The sequence below is a fragment of the Bartonella sp. OT172YNZD genome, from assembly GCF_042193725.1.
GTDB classification, from domain to species: Bacteria; Pseudomonadota; Alphaproteobacteria; order Rhizobiales; family Rhizobiaceae; genus Bartonella; species Bartonella grahamii_A.
This window is the reverse complement of record NZ_JBHILZ010000009.1, coordinates 25,701-50,655: the sequence shown is the minus strand read 5'-3', so window position 1 is coordinate 50,655 and position 24,955 is coordinate 25,701. Positions and strand designations below refer to the sequence as shown.

General features: G+C 38.3%; 21 protein-coding genes, 1 tRNA gene and 3 pseudogenes. 12 read left to right on the top strand and 13 right to left on the bottom strand.

The window, feature by feature from the left end; all coding sequences use genetic code 11:
- Positions 1-30: 30 nt before the first annotated feature.
- The gene (gene groES / locus ACFIJS_RS05375) at positions 31-327 is read right to left on the bottom strand and encodes a co-chaperone GroES (protein WP_005774667.1); all 297 of its coding nucleotides are present in this window, start codon (positions 325-327) and stop codon (positions 31-33) included.
- A 224-nt stretch (positions 328-551) separates the two neighbouring features.
- On the opposite strand from groES, the gene fumC reads away from it, so the two are divergent.
- The 4 genes and pseudogenes from fumC (at position 552) to ACFIJS_RS05355 (ending at position 4,226) form a co-directional block, all read left to right on the top strand.
- Positions 552-1,940 (top strand): class II fumarate hydratase, encoded by a 1,389-nt coding sequence (gene fumC, locus ACFIJS_RS05370; RefSeq protein WP_375650492.1) that lies wholly within the window; start codon positions 552-554, stop codon positions 1,938-1,940.
- A 582-nt stretch (positions 1,941-2,522) separates the two neighbouring features.
- Positions 2,523-2,750 (top strand): annotated as a pseudogene (locus ACFIJS_RS05365) (lyase family protein); the annotation flags it as partial.
- A gap of 25 nt (positions 2,751-2,775) precedes the next feature.
- The gene (locus ACFIJS_RS05360) at positions 2,776-3,042 is read left to right on the top strand and encodes a hypothetical protein (protein ID WP_375650491.1); all 267 of its coding nucleotides are present in this window, start codon (positions 2,776-2,778) and stop codon (positions 3,040-3,042) included.
- A 293-nt stretch (positions 3,043-3,335) separates the two neighbouring features.
- Positions 3,336-4,226, top strand: a complete 891-nt coding sequence (locus tag ACFIJS_RS05355) for an outer membrane protein (RefSeq protein WP_375650555.1) — start codon at positions 3,336-3,338, stop codon at positions 4,224-4,226.
- Positions 4,227-5,518: 1,292 nt separating this feature from the next.
- On the opposite strand, the gene ACFIJS_RS05350 is transcribed toward ACFIJS_RS05355, so the two are convergent.
- Positions 5,519-5,603: transfer RNA gene (locus ACFIJS_RS05350), tRNA-Leu, on the bottom strand.
- Positions 5,604-5,810: 207 nt separating this feature from the next.
- Here ACFIJS_RS05350 and ACFIJS_RS05345 point away from each other — a divergent pair.
- Complete coding sequence (locus ACFIJS_RS05345) at positions 5,811-6,416, top strand: YqaA family protein (RefSeq protein WP_375650489.1); 606 nt, start codon at positions 5,811-5,813, stop codon at positions 6,414-6,416.
- 12 nt (positions 6,417-6,428) lie between these two features.
- Positions 6,429-7,001 carry a disulfide bond formation protein B gene (locus ACFIJS_RS05340; RefSeq protein WP_375650488.1) on the top strand — a complete coding sequence of 191 codons (573 nt, stop codon included), beginning with the start codon at positions 6,429-6,431 and terminating at the stop codon, positions 6,999-7,001.
- Here ACFIJS_RS05340 and ACFIJS_RS05335 read toward each other — a convergent pair.
- Positions 6,998-7,129 carry a hypothetical protein gene (locus tag ACFIJS_RS05335; protein WP_375617911.1) on the bottom strand — a complete coding sequence of 44 codons (132 nt, stop codon included), beginning with the start codon at positions 7,127-7,129 and terminating at the stop codon, positions 6,998-7,000. The two genes, ACFIJS_RS05340 and ACFIJS_RS05335, sit on opposite strands and share 4 nt — an antisense overlap.
- A 164-nt stretch (positions 7,130-7,293) precedes the next feature.
- Here ACFIJS_RS05335 and ACFIJS_RS05330 point away from each other — a divergent pair.
- Positions 7,294-7,820, top strand: a pseudogene (locus tag ACFIJS_RS05330) (type II toxin-antitoxin system PemK/MazF family toxin).
- A 1,272-nt stretch (positions 7,821-9,092) separates the two neighbouring features.
- Positions 9,093-9,461: a hypothetical protein gene (locus ACFIJS_RS05325; protein WP_375650487.1), complete on the top strand. Its 369-nt coding sequence runs from the start codon at positions 9,093-9,095 to the stop codon at positions 9,459-9,461.
- A gap of 756 nt (positions 9,462-10,217) precedes the next feature.
- On the opposite strand, the gene ACFIJS_RS05320 is transcribed toward ACFIJS_RS05325, so the two are convergent.
- Together ACFIJS_RS05320 and ACFIJS_RS05315 are read right to left on the bottom strand one after the other, a co-directional pair.
- Positions 10,218-10,397 (bottom strand): hypothetical protein, encoded by a 180-nt coding sequence (locus ACFIJS_RS05320; RefSeq protein ID WP_375650485.1) that lies wholly within the window; start codon positions 10,395-10,397, stop codon positions 10,218-10,220.
- Complete coding sequence (locus ACFIJS_RS05315) at positions 10,394-10,876, bottom strand: hypothetical protein (protein WP_375650484.1); 483 nt, start codon at positions 10,874-10,876, stop codon at positions 10,394-10,396. The genes ACFIJS_RS05320 and ACFIJS_RS05315 overlap by 4 nt, the downstream gene beginning before the upstream one ends.
- A gap of 1,063 nt (positions 10,877-11,939) precedes the next feature.
- On the opposite strand from ACFIJS_RS05315, the gene ACFIJS_RS05310 reads away from it, so the two are divergent.
- Together ACFIJS_RS05310 and dut are read left to right on the top strand one after the other, a co-directional pair.
- Entirely contained in the window at positions 11,940-12,749 is an 810-nt protein-coding gene (locus ACFIJS_RS05310) for a VIT1/CCC1 transporter family protein (protein WP_375650483.1), read from the top strand.
- Positions 12,750-12,968: 219 nt separating this feature from the next.
- The gene (gene dut, locus ACFIJS_RS05305; protein WP_375650481.1) at positions 12,969-13,502 is read left to right on the top strand and encodes a dUTP diphosphatase; all 534 of its coding nucleotides are present in this window, start codon (positions 12,969-12,971) and stop codon (positions 13,500-13,502) included.
- Between the two features lie 921 nt (positions 13,503-14,423).
- On the opposite strand, the gene ACFIJS_RS05300 is transcribed toward dut, so the two are convergent.
- The gene (locus ACFIJS_RS05300) at positions 14,424-14,927 is read right to left on the bottom strand and encodes a biopolymer transporter ExbD (RefSeq protein WP_375650480.1); all 504 of its coding nucleotides are present in this window, start codon (positions 14,925-14,927) and stop codon (positions 14,424-14,426) included.
- On the bottom strand, positions 14,924-15,808 hold the full coding sequence (locus tag ACFIJS_RS05295; protein ID WP_375650479.1) for a MotA/TolQ/ExbB proton channel family protein: 885 nt from the start codon (positions 15,806-15,808) through the stop codon (positions 14,924-14,926). Before ACFIJS_RS05295 ends, ACFIJS_RS05300 begins: the two co-directional genes overlap by 4 nt.
- Positions 15,809-16,798: 990 nt before the next feature.
- Between ACFIJS_RS05295 and ACFIJS_RS05290 the strand changes: the two genes are divergently transcribed.
- Together ACFIJS_RS05290 and ACFIJS_RS05285 are read left to right on the top strand one after the other, a co-directional pair.
- Positions 16,799-17,137: a YqjD family protein gene (locus ACFIJS_RS05290; protein WP_375650478.1), complete on the top strand. Its 339-nt coding sequence runs from the start codon at positions 16,799-16,801 to the stop codon at positions 17,135-17,137.
- A 3-nt stretch (positions 17,138-17,140) separates the two neighbouring features.
- Positions 17,141-17,584, top strand: coding sequence for a hypothetical protein (locus ACFIJS_RS05285; protein ID WP_375650477.1), 444 nt, complete (start codon positions 17,141-17,143; stop codon positions 17,582-17,584).
- Between the two features lie 14 nt (positions 17,585-17,598).
- Here ACFIJS_RS05285 and ACFIJS_RS05280 read toward each other — a convergent pair whose 3' ends face one another.
- The 6 genes and pseudogenes from ACFIJS_RS05280 to ACFIJS_RS05255 all read right to left on the bottom strand — a co-directional run.
- Positions 17,599-17,904 carry a hypothetical protein gene (locus ACFIJS_RS05280; protein WP_375650476.1) on the bottom strand — a complete coding sequence of 102 codons (306 nt, stop codon included), beginning with the start codon at positions 17,902-17,904 and terminating at the stop codon, positions 17,599-17,601.
- Positions 17,905-18,144: 240 nt separating this feature from the next.
- Positions 18,145-18,330, bottom strand: coding sequence for a hypothetical protein (locus ACFIJS_RS05275; RefSeq protein WP_375650474.1), 186 nt, complete (start codon positions 18,328-18,330; stop codon positions 18,145-18,147).
- A gap of 77 nt (positions 18,331-18,407) precedes the next feature.
- The gene (gene glmM, locus ACFIJS_RS05270) at positions 18,408-19,781 is read right to left on the bottom strand and encodes a phosphoglucosamine mutase (RefSeq protein ID WP_375650473.1); all 1,374 of its coding nucleotides are present in this window, start codon (positions 19,779-19,781) and stop codon (positions 18,408-18,410) included.
- Positions 19,782-20,285: 504 nt separating this feature from the next.
- Positions 20,286-22,436, bottom strand: coding sequence for an ATP-dependent zinc metalloprotease FtsH (ftsH, locus tag ACFIJS_RS05265; RefSeq protein ID WP_375650472.1), 2,151 nt, complete (start codon positions 22,434-22,436; stop codon positions 20,286-20,288).
- Between the two features lie 114 nt (positions 22,437-22,550).
- The gene (gene tilS, locus ACFIJS_RS05260) at positions 22,551-24,038 is read right to left on the bottom strand and encodes a tRNA lysidine(34) synthetase TilS (RefSeq protein WP_375650471.1); all 1,488 of its coding nucleotides are present in this window, start codon (positions 24,036-24,038) and stop codon (positions 22,551-22,553) included.
- An 18-nt stretch (positions 24,039-24,056) separates the two neighbouring features.
- A pseudogene (locus ACFIJS_RS05255) lies at positions 24,057-24,955 on the bottom strand (tol-pal system protein); the annotation flags it as partial.

The following is a 24,955-nucleotide window of genomic DNA, read 5'->3' as shown; positions in this document are numbered from 1 at the left end:
TAGTACACAATGAAAAATTAAGCGCTTCAATTAGCCCATAATTCCCATAATGTCAGATTCTTTCATGATTAAAAGGTCTTCCCCATTAATCTTGACTTCAGTTCCAGACCATTTTCCAAAGAGGATACGGTCTCCTGTTTTGACTTCTAAAGGCACACGCTTTCCGTTATCATCGAGAGCGCCATTGCCAACAGCAATCACTTCGCCTTCTTGAGGTTTTTCTTTTGCTGTATCAGGGATGATAATCCCACCAGCCGTTTTATTTTCAGATTCAACCCGACGAACAACGACACGGTCGTGAAGTGGGCGGAATTGGATATTAGCCATGTTTTAAATCCTTAAAACTGAACATAATTGCATTAATCTTTAAGTTTAACTAGCACTCTCAAGCTACGAGTGCTAGGATGAGCTAGATATAAAATCGGCATCTCCCAATGTCAAGAATGGCTATAAAATAATTTTTCTAAATGAAGCTTCAAAGTCTTGCCTCTTATTACACTTTCGCGTTATTTAGCTTTTTTAAGAACCCGTGAACAAAAAAGGATCTTATCATGGTTGAAACACGTCAGGAAACGGATAGCTTTGGAACGATTTCGGTACGTCAAGATCGTTATTGGGGCGCACAAACTGAACGTTCTCTGCATAATTTTAATATTGGCAGTGAAAAACAGCCCCTTGCCATCATCTATGCCTTAGTCCTTATCAAAAAAGCTGCAGCTGTTGTAAATATGGACAAAGGAAAGTTACAAGAACATATTGGAAAGGCAATTATTGCCGCCGCCGATGAGGTGCTTGCCGGCGATTTTGATACGCATTTTCCACTCTCCGTCTGGCAAACAGGTTCTGGCACACAAAGCAATATGAATGTCAATGAAGTCATTGCTAATCGTGCTAGTAAGATTTTGGGAGGAAAACTTGGAAGCAAAAAACCAGTTCATCCCAATGACCATGTCAATATGAGTCAATCATCAAACGATTCCTTTCCCACAGCGCTTCACATTGCCACCACGTTGCAAACACGCCAACACTTACTGCCAATCCTTGAAGCTCTTATTGCTACATTAAAACAAAAAGAGCAAGAATTTGCAGACATCATTAAAATCGGCCGCACCCATACCCAAGATGCAACGCCTTTAACCTTAGGGCAGGAATTTTCAGGCTATCGTGCCGCATTAGAAGCCAATCTTCAGCGCATTGAAAATGCTCTAACCGATGTCCAAATGCTTGCTCAAGGTGGCACAGCTGTTGGCACAGGACTCAATGCGCCAAAAGGTTTTGACATTGCTTTTGCACAAACAGTAAGCTCTCTCACAGGAATAACGTTCCAAACTGCCAGCAATAAATTTGAAGCACTCGCCCATCATGGAGCCCTTGCGCATTTCCACGGGAGCTTGAATGCCTTAGCTGCTGATCTGTTTAAATTTGCCAATGACATTCGGTTTTTAGGCTCAGGACCACGTTCAGGTTTAGGGGAACTCAGTCTTCCTGAAAATGAACCCGGATCTTCTATTATGCCTGGCAAAGTCAACCCCACGCAATGTGAAGCCTTAACCATGGTCGCATGCCAAGTTTTTGGCAATCACACCAGTGTAACCTTTGCCGCCAGCCAAGGACATTTTGAACTCAACGTTTATAAACCTGTTATTGGCTATAACGTTTTACAATCAATTACCCTTCTTGGTGATTGCATGCGCTCTTTTGATATGCATTGCATTCAAGGATTACGGGCCAATCGCGTTCATATTCACTCGCTCATGGAGCGTTCACTCATGTTAGTCACAGCTCTTGCACCAGAAATTGGCTACGAAAAAGCTGCTGAAATTGCCAAAGCAGCACATAAAAATGATACAACTTTGCGCACCGAAGCATTAAAAGCAGGCGTTTCTGTAGAAGATTATGACCGATTAGTTGATCCCAAAAAGATGATTTCTCCCCAATGAACAACCCACTAAAAAGATGCAAACGTCTTAAAACAAATCTTTCTGTCAAAAGATCGGGGTGTAAACGCCCCGATGATGGCCAATAACGATTACCCACAGCGTTCATTTTAGGCTCTGGTCATATTTATGCTCTTGTCTCAATGAGATAATGTGTTTATTTATAATGATAATCTAGCGTTATTCATATTGAATGAGAATCCTGAATGCCGTAAGATTTTTTCCTTTTAAATCTATCCCATTTTGAATCAGTCAAGATCACTTACTTGCACATCACAAGCGAGGTGAATGTGTGGCAGGATGAATGTGTGGATAGAAATTGTATAAGAAAGGACTAAAAACGCCTCTAATGAACCGCCTCAAGTGCCAAGAGCTGTCACAACATTGTGGAGAGAGCTGTCTCAACACCCACGAGCTAGCTAATATAATGATGGTGCCGGCTTGCTCCTTTATGAAGCGTAAAGATGGGGATGCTCAATAAATTTATCGTTATACCATTCACGAGCCACCGTCATGAAATGGGTTTGGGAGGAGCATTGAGAAATATCTCTTTTATGAAGCGTGAAGATGAGAGTGCTCAATAGAGGAACAGCGATTGGAACAGAACTCAATGCACCGAAAGGTTTTGGCTTTTGCTGAAACAATCAGCTCTCTGACGGAGATATCCTTGACAGCTCGCAAGAAATTTGAGGCATTTGCCCATCATAGCGCCCTCACCCATTTCCACAAAAACCTGAGTATACGCGCTAATCACTTTAAAATTCCAAAGACATTCATTTTTTAGGCTCTCATCCACGTTCCGGCTTAGACGAACGGATAGAGTTTATCGTTTTACATAGTGCATGAGAAACCTCATAAAACATTAGATTCGCGCACTTTGCTCCTTCTTATTCTTCCTATTCCATTCAATCAATCAATCAAAACTATTCGCTTGGATTGTCATAAGCAAAAGTGGCATATAGATAAAAAAGAAATAAAGTCGCTCATCCTCTCAAGTGCTCCAAAGGCTATCGCAATACAAAGCTACGCACTATCAGAAACGAGCAAAGAATATGATAGTGCCAATATGCATTGTTTACCACCAATTGAACATCAAGCACAATGATATCAATCATAATGGATAATACTTTAAGCAAATAAAAAGCTTATTTACTATACTATATTTTTTCTAAAACACAGAGAACACTGTAAAGAGGATATTAAAAATCCTAAAAATAATACCAACGCGGGATAATAGCATGAAAACAAGTTTTAAAAACGCTTAAATCTGGGTAATTATAGATTTTTTTGAGTATTTTTTTCATAATGATATTAACTATAGATTTCTTTAACCAATTTATATACAATACGCTTTGTATCCGAAATAAATTGGGGACGCTTTTTATGAAAACATTTTTTATGAAAACAAAATATTTAATTTCACTATCTATTTTCCCTTTCATTACCGCTTCAACAGCACAAGCAGCAGATACAGTAATCTTTGAGCAATCAAAACCGAAGGTTTCATTGCAAAATGATTCATCGTCACGTATCACACCGGTTACTGTTTCTGCACCTTTTTCTTGGTCTGGTTTTTATTTTGGAGGACAAATTGGATATTTTTCCAGTAAAAATACTCTAGATTACGCACAAGAAGCCAGGGATGGAAAATGGGCTTGGGTTGATAGAAATTTATCACCGAAACCATCAGGATTGAGAGCAGGTTTGTATGCAGGTTCTAATATTGATCTGGGAGAGAACCTTGTTTTCGGTTTTGATACGGACATAGTCTGGTCTGGGAAGAAAAGCACCCAAACAGACAATGGAAAGAAAATTCTAAATGAATTAGACTCTATTAACATTGCCTTTAAAGACGCTGGGATTCCTATCATAAAGCCTGCAGCTCAAGATGAAACGATACCCAACTATGGTGACATTGTTGTCAGCAGTGTAACACTGAAAGAAAAATGGTCTGGTGCTGCGCGTGCGCGTATTGGTTTTGCTTCCCATCGTCTTATGCCTTATATTGCAGGGGGTATAGCCTATACACAAATGCAATATATCATGTCACTTTTATCAAAATCGCAAGAAGATTCGACAGTTTTTGCTTCTGGCAATGTGTTAGATAAAACAAAAACACTGTTTGGTTACACTGTTGGTGGTGGTTTTGATCTTGCAATGACAGATAATATCATCATGCGTACAGAATATCGTTATTCAGATTTTTTTAAAAAGAAATTTGCAAAGGATAACCTTAAAATCTCTTCTCAAACGCATGATGTTCGCTTTGGTATCGCTTATAAATTCTAAGTTTTATAGAAAAATCGAACTATTAAAACCCTGTTTTAAACAGGGTTTTTTTATGCCCCTATCTCCTAAAAAGACGTAGATTCTAAAAACCAATACTAAACTGTAAACAAATAGTCACAAAACAATCCAGTCTCTCCCTCTTTTAAAGCAAGCTCCTATCCTCTCACCCTTTCATGTAATGCATTTTAGAATATAAAAGCTTTACCATTATAGCACTGAGCGCCATCGTAAAATAAAGGAGAGCAGTTATTAAGAGATATTTCTTTAAAAGAAATATAGATATTGTGTATCAATTGCAGTTTTATAGGATGATGTTGACTTGCCTCCCCACTCTTGAAGGCTAAAGATTCTAAAAACCCATTTCTAAAAACCATGTCCGTTTGTAAAAATACAACGACTCTTGGGCGGGCTCCTCTGGGTGCCTCCTCATGGAATGCCCAACCTAAAGCAAGACAAACACACTTAGAGAATATCCAACACATACTGAAAAAATACTGTAACGTTTCAAGGAAGTTTACAAACCCTATATTACCACATTTCAAATGACAGTGTATGACAGCTATTGTATGCCAGAGTGGAGAGAGGATATTGCGGTTCTCTGTTTATGTAATTTCTGTAACGAGGAGACAGCTTCATTTGAGGAGAACATGAAGTTGTCAAGGCAAAAAACCAATTTCCAACCTTACCAATTCCTTTTACTTCGGCTTTACAACTTTCAAAAGCCTCTAAAGCACTATCTTTTAAAGAGTAGAGATTACGCATTGCCTCATATTTTCGTTTCTCACGTATTTTTTGGGATCACGCCCTTCATGTCATACGACAGCGCTCCAAACCAAACACACTCAAATCCAAGACACTTGGATTGCCAATTCACATGCGTGTTTTAAAGAAACATCTTCCAAAACCCTCAAGCCCATTTTGCGACAGCGCCCACAAAAATATAAAATCTATAGAGCACCATCTTTACACTTCATACAAGTACAAGTTGGCACCATCCATCATCATTTTACCCCCAATGATGCCCTTGAAACGATTCATAAGAGGCTTTTTTATTCATTTTTTGTAAAATTTCATTCCACACGAACTTATCCAGCTTGTACCGTACAAGAGACATGATTTTGGTTAATTTACTATAAACAAACTTGAAATGAAAAAATCTTATGGTATTTGAGGTTTTTCATTCAACATGCAAAACAGTGCCCACTGTTTATAAATCAATGTTTTATAAATCGCACATGTTTTATAAATCAACGTGATGCGCCATAACAGAATAAAGGAAAATATTTATGAAATGGTGCGGGTGGTCGGACTCGAACCGACACTCCTCTCGGAACCAGATTTTGAGTCTGGCGCGTCTACCAGTTCCACCACACCCGCACATTGCTATAAAAGACAGACTTGTCGATTATTCCTTTGCACTATATGAAGAAGAATAGATTCGTCAACAGCAGACTTCTCATTTTTTAAGAATTCATATCATTTTCTTATCTGTTTTATGGAATATTTTCTTTATTGGATTTCTCTACCGGACTTATAGCAATCTCATTTGTAAAGTCTTTACCTCTTAAATTTATAAAAAGCCTCATGATATTGAACAAATTAAAGCTTTGGACGATTTCTTTAGCAAATCGGCGTACAGCACCACACTGGCTTGGTTTCATTGCCTTTATAGAAAGTTCTGTTTTTCCAATTCCCATAGATGTTTTATATATTCCGATGCTGCTTATCCATCAAAAGCGGGCTTATCGCTATGCTTTGATGGCGACTATCTGTTCTGTTTTGGGTGGCATTGCCGGTTGGTTTATCGGACATTTTGCCTATGATATCCTTGCCAAACCTATTTTAGAACTTTACGGTAAGGTTGAAAGTTTTGAATCTCTGAAAAATAGTGCAACCCTGCAATTTCTAATCATTTTACTGATAACATCAGGTTTTTTTCATCTTCCCCCCATCAAGATTGTCACAATTTTGGCCGGTGTAATGAGTGTACGTCTTGACCTTTTCATTCTTATTTGTATTTTTTCTAGAGGCGCTCGTTTTTATCTTCTCGCGTGGCTGATTAAACATTTTGGGCAAAAAGCAATGAATTTTCTAGTACAGCATTTCAAATGGATTATTCTCATTGGTTGTGTTAGTCTTCTTTTAATTTATGGGATTTTCATAGCTTTTTTAGACAAGAAGCTTTTATAAGGAACAGACTTAATGGCATGCGTTTTGTCTTCTCACCCACTTTTACACAAACACCTTCATGTTGAACCCAGCAGAAAAGAACAAAGTTTATGGGCTTTTTTTCTCGCTTTTTGCTTGTCTGCCACAATAGGGATTGCCCTTGGTTTTGAATATTTCGGAGGATATCTTCCTTGCGATTTATGTCTCATAGAGCGTTTTCCCTATTATGGTGCCATACCATTTTTGCTCTTAGCAGGTTTTGGAGCATGTTTTTTTCGCATAACTGCTTGGATACAACTTTTATTTTTGTGTGTTTTTGTCTTAATGTGCATCAGCCTTGTTTTAGCCGTTTATCATGCGGGTGTTGAATATGGCTTTTGGACAGCTCCCCTCAGTTGTGGTTTAAGCGCAGTCAGAAAAACCTCAGACATTAACCAGCTGCTCAGCCAATTAAACAACATTCATCCTCCTTCTTGTTCTGAAGCATCCGCACGCTTTCTTTTTCTTTCATTTGCCGGTTGGAATGTCGTCTCAAGCCTATTTTTCAGCCTTATAAGCCTCTATATTGCTTCAAAAGGGCTCCTTTCAGTCCATAAAAAACTCTAACCATAAAATAGAAACGAAACCGCGTGCACTCGTTCTCTCCAATCGCTTTCCACCAACAACCCTCCAGTCACCAATCCCCACCCAAAACCACCCACCGCCAAACCAACCCACCAACACCAACGAGTCACCAACATCCCTCCTCTAGCGTTGTACTCAAAAGACAAAAATAAGCAGATACATCCATTTTATGGTTTCACCTCTCTGTACTTATAAGCAACATTTTGATAAAAACTCGTGATAGAAAAGCCGTAAAATAATAAGTGAGGGGACCAATAAATATAAATGGTCTGCTATGGCTGAAGATAAGAACACAGAGCCTTCTACCCTATCACCTATTTCCTTAGATATAACCAAACTTGAAGAACCATGTGTTATGATGGAACATGATCATAATGCATGGCGCGAGCATATAAAAGAAAGAGATTTAAATGCGCCTTACGAAAAACCACCTCATATAAAACCACGAATCAAATCGGCCCCACGCATCAGACAAGTTTTTTGGTGCGATTTTCCTCATGATTCGATACTCCCTGAATTTTGGAAAAAGCGGCCTGTTTTAGTGCTTTCTAAGAATGCAAAATTATATGGAAATGTGACAGTTTTACCTTTTTCAACGAAATCACAACCCAATAATCCCGCTGCGCGTATCCAATACAATCTCCCATAGAGAATAAAAAAGCATGGATTATCTGAAATTATGTCACAACAGTTTCTGTAAGTCGTTTAAGTTGCTCACGTACCGTTCCAAGGTTATCCTGCGAAGATTTTCATAAAGTTGTAGCTCTGATGCTCAAATATTTACCGCATTTACAGTATTGACTTTTGAGAAAAATAAGTGTATCTATATCACCATACACGGCATCAGTAATGGTAGCCGCTTCCCTGTAAGGGAAGATAGGAACGAAGGAGTGGGAAACCGCTCATTTCGTTATCTTTGGTATTTTTTGAAAACTTTTTAGCCATTTTTGCAACCTTCCCTAGAACATATCCAATATCCCTCCTCCACCGTTATTGTTTTGAAATATCTGCGATTTGGGATAAGCAGAAAACAATATCCGTACTGTTGATCCGGTAAAGTTTCCCATGGAGATTACCGAGATATTGTACATACTTATCATTTCATTGCACAAAAAATCGTGCTGCCGTTGCTTAAGCTTTATATGATTTGCCGCAATGAGAATATCTTTCCAAGATTGAAAAAACATTTTCATAATTTGGCATAACAAATAATCTCTTGTTCTTCACGCTATTGAAATGTTCAATCGCTCAATTTACCAAAAGATATTCGACCTCACAACTTGTTTATTTACGTCCCTCAATGCGAATGAAGCGGATGAAAAAGCCAGCATTTTTGAAAAGAAAAAATAGTAAAGAGCATTTAATGATTCAAACGCTTTAAGACTACACAGAATACTTCATTCATCTTTGAACGCATCTGTTTCTGTAAAGAGAGCTAATAATGCTTATATAATCTGAATAATATTAGTTTACTTACCATATGATAACCGATTGATAAAGATAACGCTAAACACAGAACTTACATCACCATACCGCAAAATAGTGTTTTTATGATATAACAAAAAACGATTACTTCACACCGCAATATATCTTAAAAATTGCATCAATAATCCATAGCATTTTTATAAAATGCTATGAAATTTGAAAAGTTCATACAGAACATATGTCATTTACACCACAATAAAACTACATTTTGTTTATTTAAAAAACATTTTGTACATTTAAAATATCTCCGTTAATAATATAGAATTGCGTTTACGACTTACCAAAACAGATGATAAAATAAATATAATAAAAACAATAATATAATTTAAATTTATTTCTAGATTAACAAAAAAATTACAGCTTATAATTTAAGTTAAAAACCAAAATTAAAAAGTTGACAGAATCAATAAACTATGGGAATCACCTAAGTATAATACAAAATGTGTAATTGAACACTTTGTATTAACAACACCTTAAATACATAATGTAATTATGCATCATGGGATGCCACGGTGCTTTTTGTATTTTGTTTAGAAGGTGTAATGAAAAACCTTTTTTGATTAAATCTTTTAAATTTGGATCATTATAATGAAAATATTTCAAAAAATTGCGTTATATATTGTTACAATAGCCTTTTTCTTTTCACAAGTTTTGGAAGCTAATGCTTATTATTTGAATAGTCATTCTCAAGATTCTAGTTTTGCTTCTACAGTGTCAAAAGAAAATAAAGTTGTTAAAGCTCTTGATATGGTTATGGATCATATTTCAACACAAAGCACTGAACAAGATTTTAAAAAAGGTGTTGTAAAGGTAGGATTTATGATGGGACTTGCACCAGCACTTTGGGGTCTTATTGCGTATTTTTCATGGTTGTTTTCTAAAAAGCGGCCTCCCTATCGTACACCGGGTGAAAAAGCATTTGATGCTTTTGCGGGCAATGCGTGGATGCTCGTTTAAACAACGTTTCACTTAAATACAGTTTAAACAGTAAGCTTATTTAATATTTAATAACATAAACTGTAATTCAAATTACAGTTTATGTTTTTTTATATTCAATTAATATTGTTAACTTTTCCCCACTCTACATGATAAATAAAATTTGATCAGCTATATTCATAACAATGCAATGCGATAAATTGAACACTGTTTGATATGATAATCTCTCTCTCATTTATGCACTCCTACCCTTAAACCTGCCCCTACAATCACAGCACAAAAACAATTCGTTACACGCTAAAAAAATCCATCTAAATGCAAAGCTGTAACAACGCTCAACCTCGACTATTTGAATAACAGCGATCATTCAAACTTTAACCAACACGATAATACGCCTATTCTAAACGATTTATGTACCACCTCATCCGCAGCACATTGCCAAATATCCGTACATTTCCCCGAAAAATTTTCACACTTTTACGCATATTGCTCTCCTTAAATTGACAACGGATTGCAAAATGCCCAAAAAAACCAAACAAAAATAGAGAGGTAAGTTACGAAAACTACAGGGTAAATTTTACGGCCCAACAACATCTATTTTTTCCCCGTCTGACCAGTCATTGGAACAATATAAAAATTATTTTCATTGAAAAACAATTACTTATAATCTAGGGAAGAAAAGTAAAAATCTCCCCCAGAAAAAGAAATTACCTTCAAAATTATCAAAAAAAGCAGCACAATTTTAGTGATCTTTTTATTTTTTTTCTTTTGATAAAATTAATCGGCAGGTGTCTTAGGAGCCCCTCCGGTAGGTTCCCAATTCGCAACAGCCGCTAATTCCTCAATGAGCTTCTCTCTTGGTAAATTACGATCATCCACCAACTTGTACTGAATGGCATTGTCACTAAGCCACTTTATAAGCGTTCCTTTAACAGTTTTACCACCCTCAAGCCTCACTCACCGCTTCCCATGCCGCAACAAATAGCTGCAAGCTTTGGAGCATAACGTGGATGCGTTGGATCTTGAAACGCATATTTTTGGTCCTTAGTCTCAGCAGCAGCATCCTCAGGGAAAAAAACTTTAGGTCTCTTACCACACAATAAAAGCCATTTCCTCAAATCATCTAAGGGAACAACAGAATATTCAACAATAGGATTCTCGTGCAAACGCTTCCCCCACAAATCACAATAGTACCATTCTACCCTTAATTTTCCCTCTTTTGCTTCTCTTACTATGTCACTATAAACAGCTCGGAACAAAGCAATTTTAGCGAGCGGTACTTGATTCCCTACTTCGTGAATATCACTGTCTTCAGGTCTGAGTGCGTTGGTAAATTTACATATGAGTGGATTCAAGCCCGCTATCAATAACGCTGCCTGCGGTATTGTTAGGTTTTGAGAACGTAAAAGCCATTCTATACTTTCATCAATTTCCATATATTCCCCGCCTTTTTCTACGAAACTTAACATATTTTCAAAACGCTAAGAGCAATCTCCTTCACTACACAGAGATTATCCTCCCCTCACATTGCAACTTATCACACTTTTTAATAAGCCCCGCAATCACACCCTTCCTTGTGATACACAAGAAAATGATTTGAATTGCTTCAATATAAGAAGTTTTGAAATGAGAGGAGTCCTACTGAACTTTGGGCTTTCATGCAAGATATCAGGTAAGTTACAAGGCGATAAATGCCCCTTCATAAAGCATAAATTTTTATGCGTAATCAAACAATTTGATATGATAATATCTCTTCCATTTATGCACTCCCACCCTTAAACCTGCCCCTGCAATTACAGCACAAAAGATAATTCGTTACACGCTACAAAATCCACCTAAATGCAAAAGCTGTAACAACGCTCAATGCGCGTAAATATCATAAGAATACTGTCTTACACCTCCACAAGTGGGATCGAGTGGCATAAAACTGTACAATAAAATGCCATGCCTATAATAAACCGTGCTAAAGACTGTCGCAACACTGGGAGCTAAGGTATATGATGATACCGGCTTGCTCTTTTATGAAGCGTAAAGATTAAGAAGACTCAATGGAGTTTATATTATTTCATGAAAATTTTGTTGCTCTACCCTTCTATACTCTTCACGGGGGCCCCCTCGCGAAATGGGCTTTTGTCCCTTGAAAAAGGTCTCTTTTAAAGAATCATTTCAAATTCCAAGAGCTGTTACAGTCTTTTGAACGCATAAAATGAATGATGACGCCAAGCCTATTTCTTCTATATTCTCTAGCAAAATACATTAGCATGCTCCATTCAAACGCCCTTTAGCAAAATAAAGCACATTGCCTCTTAATTTTTTCACGCAATCATTTCTTTCATGTAACCATTATTCTTGCTAAATCTCCTTTGCTTTCTTGACTTCCCAGCATTCTTTTTTCTCAGTGCAACCTTTTCGCAATTTTTCAGTTTTTAACTTTTAGATTGACTTTCGGTTTATTTTTCTTATGTTTTAGAATTGTTCTAAAGTGCAAAGGAACAGAAAATGTTGAAATTGTTTTTTTTATTTGGACAACGTAAAGGTCTGTTCTTTCGTTCAGCACAAAACGTGATGCTTAAAGCGCTTAAAATAAAAGAGCAACATGCGGCGCTCTATTTAAAATATGCAAAAGCTCTAGAACCTTATTCCTCTAAGGAAGCCGCGGTTTTTACCGCCATGGGGCTTCAAGAACTTAAAAATTATAAGGAACTTTTGTGTCTTACTTGCCACAATCGTGCAAACACTATCGGCTCATTATGTGACCGAACTTCTCTTGTAAAAAGCAAGAGCTGCCATCCCTCCCAAAAAACAACAGCAGCAAATCACACCATAAAAAAACCTTCGAAAGCGCAAAGACAAACACTTTTGACTTGGATTCAGCCAGGTCTTGCAGGGTTAATGGATGGGTCTGTCTCCACCCTTGCCCCCATTTTTGCGGCAGCTTTTGCCACAGGAGACACGCATCAAACTTTTTTGATAGGGCTCTCAGCTTCAATTGGTGCGGGACTTTCGATGGGTTTCACAGAAGCAGCCCACGATGACGGCAAATTATCAGGGCGTGGTTCACCATTAAAAAGAGGTCTTGCCAGCGGCATTATGACAACATTAGGAGGCTTAGGCCATACTCTTCCCTATTTGATCAACTCTTTTTATGTAGCGACAATTATTGCTTTTATCATTGTTTTTTTCGAACTCGGCGCCATCGTCTGGATCCAAAACAAATTCATGTCAACTCCCTTTTGGCGTGCCTCTTTACAGGTCATCATTGGTGGTGCTCTGGTTTTTGCCACAGGTATTCTTATCGGTAGTATCTAAAAAATCCTATCTGTAACCATAATTTAGATCTCAAATAAGCGCATGTCCCTAGGGATAAGCCATCATTGATGATGCTATTGATGGTGTTTTGGAATACTCTAGATCATGAAGCTCTGGGGACAACCTGTATCAACAAACCTTTATCAACTTGGTTTTATAGATATCTTTTGTTAAAGTATCATTTTCTTCTAGAACTCATATTTTGGAAATGCCTTGATCATGTCGCACACTGAAACCAACGCCCCCCCTCTAAACAACCATCCTGTCTCTTCTCAATCTTCACATGCCCAGACTTTATTTGTTCAACGTCTTGCACACGGACAAGGTTTAGAACTTCCTCACTACGCAACGGCTGGTTCTGCGGGGCTTGATCTACGTGCAGCAATTGGAGAAGAAGAAACGCTTGTTCTTGCCCCTGGGCAGCGGGCACTTATTCCAACAGGTCTCATTTTTCATTTATCTCTTGGGTTTGAAGCACAAATACGTCCACGCTCTGGCTTAGCCTTAAAACACGGCATCACATGCCTCAACACTCCAGGAACGATTGATAGTGATTACCGTGGTGAAGTCAAAATCCTTCTTATCAATTTGGGCCAAGAAGATTTTTCCATCCAACGGGGAATGCGCATTGCCCAAACGGTCATCGCCCCTGTAACCCAAGTTAATGTTTGCGCCATTGAACCAGAGCAAAATACCCAAAGCCATATAGAAAGCCGTGGAACAAGAGGTTTTGGTTCAACGGGGCATACTTAAGAAGCTCTGAAAAAATTGCTACTCTCAAAATATAACACACGCTTACTCTAACAACTCTTTCGCTGGTGGTCCTTAGGGCTTTTAAAGTGCAGAAGGAGTGCACATTTACTACTCTCAAAGTTCTTTCACTAAACGCCCGCCCCTCTAAACAATCATCTCTTAACTACGTTTCTTGCGTTATAAAAAACTTCGTTATCACCCACCGGATACCCCTCTCCCATAACAAAAATATTGGCATTAACCATTGAGAGCTCACACACATACTTGTAATGTCTACAATCTATATATCATATTGATTTATAATCATTATTAATTTTTTTGCAACTTAAATGAGCAATCTCAATACTGTAAGATTCTTTTATTGCAAATCTATTTATATTAAATCAATCAAAAGCATGTCTCTCACGTTCCAAACATGACTAGCATATAGATAAAAACTGGAAAAATGCCTATAATGAATACTTGTACTAAGCACTGTCACAACATTGAGAAAAAATATAAATACTATAATGGTGCTCGCTTGCTCTTTTGTTAAGCATAAAGATGGAGATGTTCGATAGATTTTTTATTATTTTACGTGGGCTTTACCCGTTATACTATTGATAAACACCGCCGCAAAAAAGGCTTTAAGATGGATTAAGACACACAACAATCGCCCCTGCTATTTTTCTTGATCACACCTCTTGAAGCGAGATTAGTAGAGCTGAATCCTACAAAACAGATTCAATATACGAACCCCATGCATATTTGGTTTAATAAATCCACGACAGAACCGTCATCAATTTCACTCTACAACTTTGAGTAATATGCTTTGCTTCCTGCAACAAAGGCTATTTTTATCACTGATCAGAGGCAGCTCCTGAAATATTAGCGTTTACGGCAGTGCCCCGTTGTTACAGCATCCACATGCCCCAACAACGTTTACCACCCGACTCCATCGACAGCAGCATCCACTACCCCTATTGTTTTATTATTGATTACACCTCTTGAGGTAAGATTGGTAGAGTTTTGCAATCCCACAAGACCGATTTTATTATATCCAGCCATGCGTATTTGATTTAATAAATCGATGACAGTACCATAATCAATTTCACTATCCGCTTTGATTAAAATTTTTGTCTCTAAATTTTGCGTAGTTTCCTTCAACAAAGCTTCTCTCAAAGCTGCTTTTTCTACAAGATGATCACCAATGTAAAGAGAACGATCTTTTTGCAAAGTAACATAAAGAGATTTATCAGATTGAACCACTGAAAGTGCTTGAGTTATAGAAGGAAGCTGAACGGAAATGACAGATGTTGCCAAAGGTGCTGCAACCATAAAAACAATAAGCAACACCAATACAACATCAATAAAGGGGGTCACATTGATTTCGCTTTGCAACCCAATCTCATCTGTATCCCAATCATTATTAAGGCTTGCTTTCATTTTTTATAACTTATCTGTTGTCTTTGTTTATCAAGTTCACGGCTCAAAAGCCTTTCAAGAGCGGCAGCAATATCGCCTAAATCATTGCGATAACCATTCAAAGCACGCATAAGGCTATTATACATAACAACGGCGGGAATAGCTACAAAAAGCCCAATAGCCGTTGCGAATAAGGCTTCAGCAATCCCAGGAGCAACCACATCAAGTCGCGTTGTTTGAGACTGAGCAATCCCAATAAAAGAATTCATAATTCCCCAAACAGTTGCAAAAAGACCAACAAAAGGAGCAATTGCACCAATGGTTGCAAGAACAGCACTTCCACATGCAACACGGCGTGTAGCAGCCAACAAGCAGCGTGACAAAAGTGAATGAACTCTTTCTTTTAAACCTTCATGAACATCGCGAGCTTTAACATCGCAAACATCGCGGGAAACATCTTCATATTGATTGCTCTCCTCATAAAAGAGAATGTCTTCGAGCGCTTGTGCACTTTTTCTTGGACTGGTTCTTGCTCCAGAGCTTTCGTTTATCCCTTCAGGAGCAGAAAAATGAACCTGTTGTGTAGAAAGATACACCTCTTTAAGGACTTCTTTGAGAAAAAACACACCAGCCCCTTTACTTTCTTTCAAGCTAGCTGCCAAACGCGTAAGAGTCTGAGCATTAAGAACCAATTGAAGTTCATGACGTACTCTTCGTTTTGCCAAAGTGATCTCAATAATTTTCACAAAAGCAATTGTCCAAGACACCAGAGAAGCAAGTAACAAAATAATGATAACGGCTTTCACCACCCAATCAGCAGCCATAAACATAGAAAAAGGAGAAAAATCACGCGCTGTCAATACAGCAGACATATTATCTAAAGATATTGTTTCAGATTCCATTTCTATCTCACATTCTTCTGGTCTTATCTTTTTTATGAGCTGGATCGTCATCCCGCATAGCATCACTGTTCCACAATGCTACTACCCTTTTAACGTCATTTTCGCATTCCTCTTAAGAAAGAAAACTTGATAGATCAGTATAGTTTTATTCCACAAGCTCTCTCTCATTCTAAAGAAAGCACTCAAGAAATTTTTCTCTAAAATTCAACAAGTTTATCTTACCTAATCAATTTATTACATGAATTGGGCAAAATGATAGACTCATAAGAAATATCGCATAATATTTTAATTTATAAGAATAATTTATCATCGTTCCTGTTGAATGAATCCCTCATACCGCAAAGCTTCTCTCATTTCAGCGGCTCTTTTAAATCCAACAAAATATTTGCTTGCATGGAATAAGCAGTAAAAATGTCATAAAACTCTTGAAGAAAAGGATATGCACATCTCTAACAACCAGTGCACTGAAATACCTTTTATCCCAAAATAAAAATATAGCTTTTTTAAAAAAGAACTATCGCAATATCTTAAACTGACCAAAAGTATAATGGGAGTGCTCGTTTAGCCTCCAAATACATAAAAAGCAAAGAACAGCAATATTATTTTCTTTTCTTCAAAAGCATAAAAATGACATTACTTCTGCTGCAAAAGCGCAACAACCATGTTTTTTATCTGTCACAAACCTAAAAAATAAGCCTCAGCACGCTTTTAAAAAACTTTTATAAAAAACTGCGCCACAAGAAACTGAATAATGGTGCTAAATTCCTGCAAAGCATAAGATAATTTTCAACAGATGTGATCCTTTACGGACAGAGCATATCGTATAGGAAAGATCTATTTTATCAAAAACAGTTTTAAATTCGACAAAATGAAAGGAACCAAAAAAAGCTTTTGGCGTTACTCAAGCAGTGAAAATTTTCACTCCAATGCAAATTATCACTATGAACATACCAATACAAATATAATAAATCAAGAGAGGGAGAGAATATCATGTCCCAGAATAAAACAACACAGCACAATAAAACAGCCGTAGAAAAAGACCAACAAAAAGACCTACAAGGACAATTAGAAAAGTTACGCAATGAAATTTCAGGGATTACCTCAACCCTGACAGATCTTGGTGGAAACAAATTTAACGCCGCCAAAGACAAAGCGGAAAAACTATATCGCTCAGCGAAAGAAAGTGGTGAAGACATGATGTCTCAAGCAAAAGACAAAATCAGTGATCTTGAACAAACCATGAATCAATGCGTTCGCAAAAATCCTGGCAAAAGCGTTTTGTTTGCCGCAGGAGTTGGTTTTATTCTTTCTCAATTACTGCGTCGTTAAGCAATGCATAAGTTTATCGCTCCTCTTTTAAACCATCTTGTCGGTGGAGGGCTTAAAAGCACTGTCAAGCAAGTACGCCTTCAAGCAATTTGCTGTGGGTTTATTGGCATTTCATTCTTCATGTCTTTGCTTTTTTTATGCATCATCGTTTTTATTGCGTTATGTTCTGTTATGAAGCCTCTTGCCGCCGCTAGTATCATGTTTTTAATTTGTCTTTTTCTTGCAGGATTAGGTCTTATTATCAGTCGGATTCTTAAGGCTTCTCAACGCTATGACCAACAAAAAAAGACAGAAGAACAACGCCACAAACTTATGACAGATGCAACCGTTTCTAGCCTTGCCGTTCTGAGTCAACATCTCCCTTTTACCAAATTGAGTGTTCCGATTCTCGGACTTGCAACTTATTTTCTGTGGAAAAAAGATAAAAAAGACCGCTTTTCAGAGTAAAATATGTAAAGCTGTCACTCTAATCCCCCCAATGTGCTTTCTTTTATAGTAAAAGAAAGCACATTTTTTCTCATAGTCTCTTTAGCTTCTTCAACGGCATGAGAAGAAATGCCCTTCATTTTCGCTAAAAATTCCATGGATCCGATTAAATCTCTTTCAGATTGCAATTCATGTTTCATGAACATAGCAACATGAGGCAATGCTTCAGTTAAAAGTTCTGGTTTGATTTGAAGCAATTTGTTGTTTTTTGAGGATAGAGTCGTTTCAGTTTTTCCTTTCTTTATTTTTTCATAAGCCTTTTTTACATGACCGAAGGTCATGTAAGTATTTTGAGTGTATTCAAATTATTCTAAACACTCATTTTTGTTACAATTACTGTTTTGTTTAGGGATCATATTATGTATGTGCATAACATTTTTGTAAAAATAAACGATTTAAAAGCCAATTTATAAGCCTAATAGCTTTTTTCAACTTAACAGTAGATACTCTAAACAGAGAACCAAGAACAGCCTTAATTTTATTCATACGATTTAAAAACATTGACGCAATCGGTGTAAATTTTATGCCTTCAATACGAAGCCACAATTGACGATAAACGCCACAAAATTTTCTAACAACCATATCATGATGATTTTTTCTTCTTTAATCGTAAAAATCGAATGTTGAAGTTCATGATAACGTGCAATTAAAATACTAAGTTCAATCCCACAAGCCGTTATTACATCACTAACATAGTTAATAACCACACCTTTTGTAATTGCCAAAATCCCGCATTACAATAAGACCTTTATTAAAAGATGATCTGATAATTTTCTCAAAAAATTCAAGATTCCTCAAGTGCAGTACCCATGCGTACATCATGATGGATAATAACATCCATCAACTCTGTCACGACCGTGTCCAATACTTCTTGGGCATCGCCTTCAGCCATAAGGCGGATAACCGGCTCAGTTCCAGAAGCGCGGATCACCAGCCGTGCCTCTTTTCCCAATTGTTGTGTTGCTTTATCGATTGCCCCTTTGACTGGATTTTTTTTCAGTACATTTTTATTTTTAATCGTTACATTTTTTAAGATTTGTGGTACAGGTTCAAACCGCTTACACAATTGGCTCATAGGACTTTGACTTTCCTTCATACAGGCTAAAATCTGCAATGCAGCCACCAACCCATCACCCGTTGTACCAAAGTCACTCAACACGATATGCCCAGAAGCTTCACCACCAACATTATATCCTTTTTGGCGCATGGCATCGACAACATAACGATCTCCAACATTTGTCCTTACAAGGTGCAACCCTTTACTGTTCAAGAAACGCTCCAGTCCAAGATTTGACATAATCGTTGTAACAACACCGTTACACCGTAATTGTCCCATTTTATGCCAATTTTCAGCAATTACAGCAATCAACTGATCTCCATCAACCGTTTGTTCTTTTTCATCAACAATGAGAACACGATCTCCATCTCCATCAAGAGCAATCCCCACATCAGCACGCACTTCATGCACTTTTCGTTTTAAAGAGCTTAAATCAGTTGATCCACATTTTTGATTAATATTGGTACCATTGGGCTCATCATGAATAGCAAAAACCTCAGCCCCCAATTCCCATAAAGCACGGGGAGCAGCTTTATAAGCAGCCCCATTGGCACAATCCACAACAATACGCAAAGCATCTAAGCGAACATCACGCGGCAAAGTTCGTTTAGCATATTCAATATAACGATAAATATCCCCCTCAACCCGTTTTGCATAACCAATTTCGGCAGAACTTGCTAAAGACTTTGAAAGATCTGTATCGATCAATTTTTCAATTTTCGCTTCCATATCATCTGAAAGTTTAAAACCATCAGGACCAAAAAGTTTAATTCCATTATCATAAAACGGATTATGAGAAGCAGAAATCATCACCCCAAGATCCGCTCGTAAAGAGCGACAAAGCATTGCAACAGCAGGTGTTGGCACTGGCCCTAATAAAAAAGCTTCCATCCCCGCAGCAGTCAATCCTGAAACCAAAGCGTTTTCCAACATATAGCCAGATAATCGTGTATCCTTGCCAATCACCACACGACGTGATTGATGTTGTGAGCGGAATAAAACCCCTACAGCCATTCCTACCTTCATGGCAAAATCGGGTGTCATAGGAAATGAATTGGCTTTCCCCCGAATTCCATCTGTACCAAAATATTTTTGCACCATGCCTCTTTCCTTTAATATATAATTCTTCCCTTGGCTTTTCTTAAAACTCTAACAAGCCCCCTTGGTACAATAGTCCCCCTCCCCATATAAAATCAGATCATTGATCTAAACCTTCATGCATTTAGATAATCAAAAACCTTATTCACCCACTACACATCTAAATCACTCTCAACCAATTATCTCTTACACCCTCACACATAAAAGCAATATTATCTCCTCAAAATGCTTTACACATCCCTTGAACACAACCAAAGGATAATCTTACACACTTGCCAAATCCATAAAGAAACCCAGCACCAACCTCACACCTTGCTAAATCCGTAAAGGAAAATACCACCTCGCCTTGTAGCCTGCTAAAGCCGTCATAATACAACGGCTTTGCTTAATTTTTGCTTCCATGTTTTTGCAAATATTATATTAAAGGCGCAAGCAAAGCTTGCGCCTTTCTCAAAGAATTTAGAAGTTTTCCTAAAACATCGTTACTCAAGCGTTATTAAATAGTTCTTATTTTTCTTTATCATCTCCCGCAGTATTGGACTTCTTTTCAGCATTCCTTTTAGAGCGGTTGACTGATTTTGTGGTACCTTTTGTGCTTTGCGCTTTTTTCTCAGTTTCATCCAACTGTCCTTCTTTAGACTGAACCTCCTTAGGCTCAACATTACCGGATTTTGCTGTTTTTTTCCCAACAACTGCCTCTGCTTTGTCTGCCTCTAGTTTAATGGTCTCTGCTTTATGCAGCGGTGTTTTAGCGTTTTTTTCATCTGCCACTGTTGTCTCTGTTTTCATTTTTCCAGTTTTTGGAACAGAAGACCCCCGTGGCGCAGCACTCTCATCTTTCTGTGTGCGTGAAGGAGGCTTTCCTGCAATAACTTCGTTAATTTCAGCTCCCGTTAAAGTCTCATATTCCAACAAACCTTGTGCCAAAGCAAACCATTCTTTTCTTTTTGTTTTCAAAATGTTGGTCGCACTTTTATAGGCATCATCAATAAGCTTACGCACTTCCATATCAATCATGCGCGCTGTTTCTTCAGAGACATTTTGTGTTCGCGCAACAGAATGACCCAAAAAGACTTCATCTTGGTTATCGCCATAAGCTACATTTCCAAGCAGATCAGAAAATCCCCACCGTGTGATCATTGCGCGTGCTAATTTAGTTGCTTGCTCAATATCAGAAGAAGCACCAGATGTGATATTTTCCTTTCCAAACTTTAATTCTTCAGCCACACGTCCACCCATCATGATAGCCAAACGAGAAATCATCCACCGATAACTCATGGAATAGCGATCGCCTTCAGGCAATTGCATCACCATTCCCAATGCTCTTCCCCTTGGAACGATTGTTGCTTTGTGGACAGGATCAGCAACCGGCACATTAAGAGCCACAATAGCATGTCCTGCTTCGTGATAAGCAGTGAGTTCTTTTTCCTCTTGTGTCATAGCAGTTGAACGACGTTCAGCCCCCATCATCACCTTATCTTTGGCATCTTCGAATTCTTGCATCGTGACAACTCTCTTATTACGGCTCGCAGCCATAAGAGCAGCTTCATTGACCAGATTCATCAGGTCCGCACCAGAAAATCCTGGTGTTCCCCTTGCTAAAATTTTTAAGTCAACGTTAGGCGCTAAAGGCACATTACGCACATGCACTTTCAAGATTTGTTCACGCCCAGAAACATCAGGGTTTGGCACAACAACTTGTCGGTCGAAACGCCCTGGTCTTAACAAAGCGGGATCAAGCACATCAGGACGGTTTGTTGCGGCAATAAGAATAATACTTTCATTGGGCTCAAACCCATCCATTTCAACAAGCAACTGATTTAAGGTCTGTTCACGTTCATCGTTTCCACCACCAAGTCCAGCTCCCCGATGGCGACCAACAGCATCGATTTCATCGATAAAGATAATACAAGGTGCATTTTTTTTAGCCTGTTCGAACATATCGCGCACACGGCTCGCCCCAACACCAACAAACATTTCAACAAAATCAGACCCTGAAATGGTAAAGAATGGCACATTGGCTTCACCTGCCACAGAACGTGCTAGCAAAGTTTTACCAGTTCCTGGAGGACCAACAAGCAAAACACCGCGTGGAATACGCCCCCCTAAGCGTTGAAATTTTTGTGGTTCACGTAAAAATTCAACAATTTCTTGAAGATCTTGCTTTGCTTCTTCAACGCCAGCAACATCTTTAAAGGTAACACGTCCTTGCGCTTCATTAAGCAATCTCGCTTTTGATTTCCCAAATCCCATTGCACCGCGTGATCCATTTTGCATTTGCCGCATAAAAAAGACCCACGCCCCCACGATAATAATAACAGGCAATAAGGAAAAGAGGAGATTGAGGAAAATGCTATTTCCAGAGCTTTCAGGAATAGCTTTAACATTGACGTTTTTGCTTTCCAATTTTTGTATCAAACCTGGATCGCGAGGAGCATAGGTCGAAATAGTTCTATGTTCAATGGTTTGTCCTGTTAGCTTTTGACCTTGAATGGTCACAGATTTCAACTCATTATTCTCAACTTTTTGCAAAAATTCAGAATAGGAGACTTCTCCACCACCAGAACGCTGACTATCTCCATTAAAGAGAGAAAACGACACAATCAAAATCAAGGCAATAACTCCCCAAATAAGGAGAGAGCGGTAATTGGAATTCATATTCAGCCCACTTAATCAAATATAGATTTCAAACAGTTCCCCTTAACATATAACCTTGTCAGCCCCTTGCCAAGGGATGAGAAGCTGTTTATTTTCTTTTAGAGTAATTTTCCTTTATCTTTTCACCTCAATATTAAAAAAAGGTTCCACAACATTTACCAAGGCAGCATCTTCTCGTGAGGAAAGCCAATCGAAAGGTGCCATAATCCGTTTGATTATAACATGTTTATGAACAACTGCTTGAGAAATCAACTCTGGAATATCATACCCTTTGTGATTTGAAATCATCGGCAGCGATTGTAAAGAGGGAAAATGAGGTTTTTCAAGCTCAAAATCGCTATTTTTCAATAAAAATTTCAGCTGTTCTAAATTTGCGGCTCCAATCTTTATAGCCTCAGATCCATGATTTATGATCTGATAGCGCCCATCCCATATAAAAGTTTTATCTGGCTCAACGATAGCCTCTTTCATATTGCGCCTTTCACGCCACAAAGAAATCCCGTACTTGTTATATTCAATAACAGAGCCCGCATAAGTAAAACGCTTCTTTTCTGGAGAATCGAGACAGAGTTTTTGAACAAGCATGCTTAATTTTTGATTAGGAAGCAAATAAAATCCCCCTCCCATCAGCACCGCAAAAAGCCCCACCACGAAAGGAAAACCGGAATGTTTCTGTAAAAATAGCGCAGGCTTTGCTATAAAACAACGCCCATGTTGAACAGTAATATCCAGCGCTAAGATCAAATCAGCAATATTTTTCGCTTGTTGACGACGCTGCAATGCGGCTTCATTTATTTTTTGAGCAATATAAGCCAATTTTTGCGCAGAAAGAGATTGACGCACGCGCACACGTTCAAAATTGCGATCTTCATTGGTTGGATCATCAATCCATGTTTGTCCTTGTAAGCGTAAATAATCCCGTAATGTTTGGCGTTTTACACCAAGGAGCGGCCGAATCAAACGCACTTTTCTATGCAACAACGCCTCACGCGGAATACAGGACAAACCACGCTCATATAGGGGAGCATAGTTTTTTTCAGCAATATTTTTTCTCGTTTCTCTGGCATGACCCTTATCATGTATATCCTCGGCTTCACCGCGCAAAGCACCAGCAAAACCACTGCCATAAACCTCATCACGCATAGCACCAGCTTCACCGTGCAACGCACCTCTATTCTTTTGGAGACGTTGATACCGCATTTGATAGGTTTCAACCTGATCATTGAGTGTATGGCCCGTCATAATAACTGATGCGCCTTGTTTTTGTGCTTCTTTAACCAAGAGATCATAGCGTGCAACACGAGCACTGGAAGCAATGTGCGTCTTTGGTTTTTCGCCTTCCCACCGCACAGTGATATGGTTAATGTGATGGACTCGACAAATTTTTGCAACAGTTTCTACTTCACGCGTTGATTCTTTACGCAATTGATGATCAACTGTGACAACAATTATTTCTGGAGGAACTGAGAGAGTTTCCAAATGCTCTTTGACCAAAAACATCAAAGCCAAAGAATCACTTCCCCCTGAGACGGCAAGAATCAACTTCTGACACTGAATAAAATCCGATGTTTTAAAGAGATTTCTTGCCAGTCTAACGCACACCGAAAACGACCTCGCTATTTATTTTGCAGGTTTACAAAAAATAGACTCTAATGTTTTTTGATGTTTTGACTTTTTCACAAAATGAGCACAACTGTCTTTATTTGGCTCAAGAGCGACCATACTTCTTGCTAATTTCAGCAAAATATCGGAGGTATAAAGCTTCTTTTTATCTGCATACCATGCGGTAAGATAAACTTGTGCTGCCTCATGATAGCGTTTTTGTCCCAACAAAGATTCAGCCAACCAAAATAAAGCATCATCACTCAAAGAATCTTTTTTGTAACGATTTTGAAAAGCGCAAAAGCTTTTTTCAGCATCAACATAGTTGGCAGAGCGAATAAAATCATACCCTTCCTTATATAAAGCTTTAGAAGAAGAAAGATTGTCACTCTGATGTGCTTCAATTGGAGCACTTACTTCATGCGCTTTGTTAAAACGTTGACTTTTTTCATAATCATGGCTCTCCATCGTAGCTTCCACAGCAGCAACCTTTGTCTGATCACCTGTACTATGCTCTTGCTCCATCTCTTCTTTTACAGTCTGAGATTTTTCATCTACAGCGGACTTTTCAAACGAACAAGAATAAACAGAAGCGGCTTTTTTATCAAAAAGCCTGTGAAACTGCTTGTTAACATTTTCTAGATTGTTATGCTCAAGCACCATTTGTATCTTATGCAAAAGCTTATCTAAATCATAATCTTTAAATAAAACCTGTTGATTCTCTAAAATAATCCCCTGGTGCTCCGCAACACTAGTGGCTTTTTCTACCGCTCCAGAAGCCGCTTTATCGGCTGCTTCAGGTGCTGTCTTCACTGCATCGACAGCCTTATCAATAGCGTCAGTGGCTTTTTCTACCGCTCCAGAAGCCGCTTTATCGGCTGCTTCAGGTGCTGTCTTCACTGCATCGACAGCCTTAT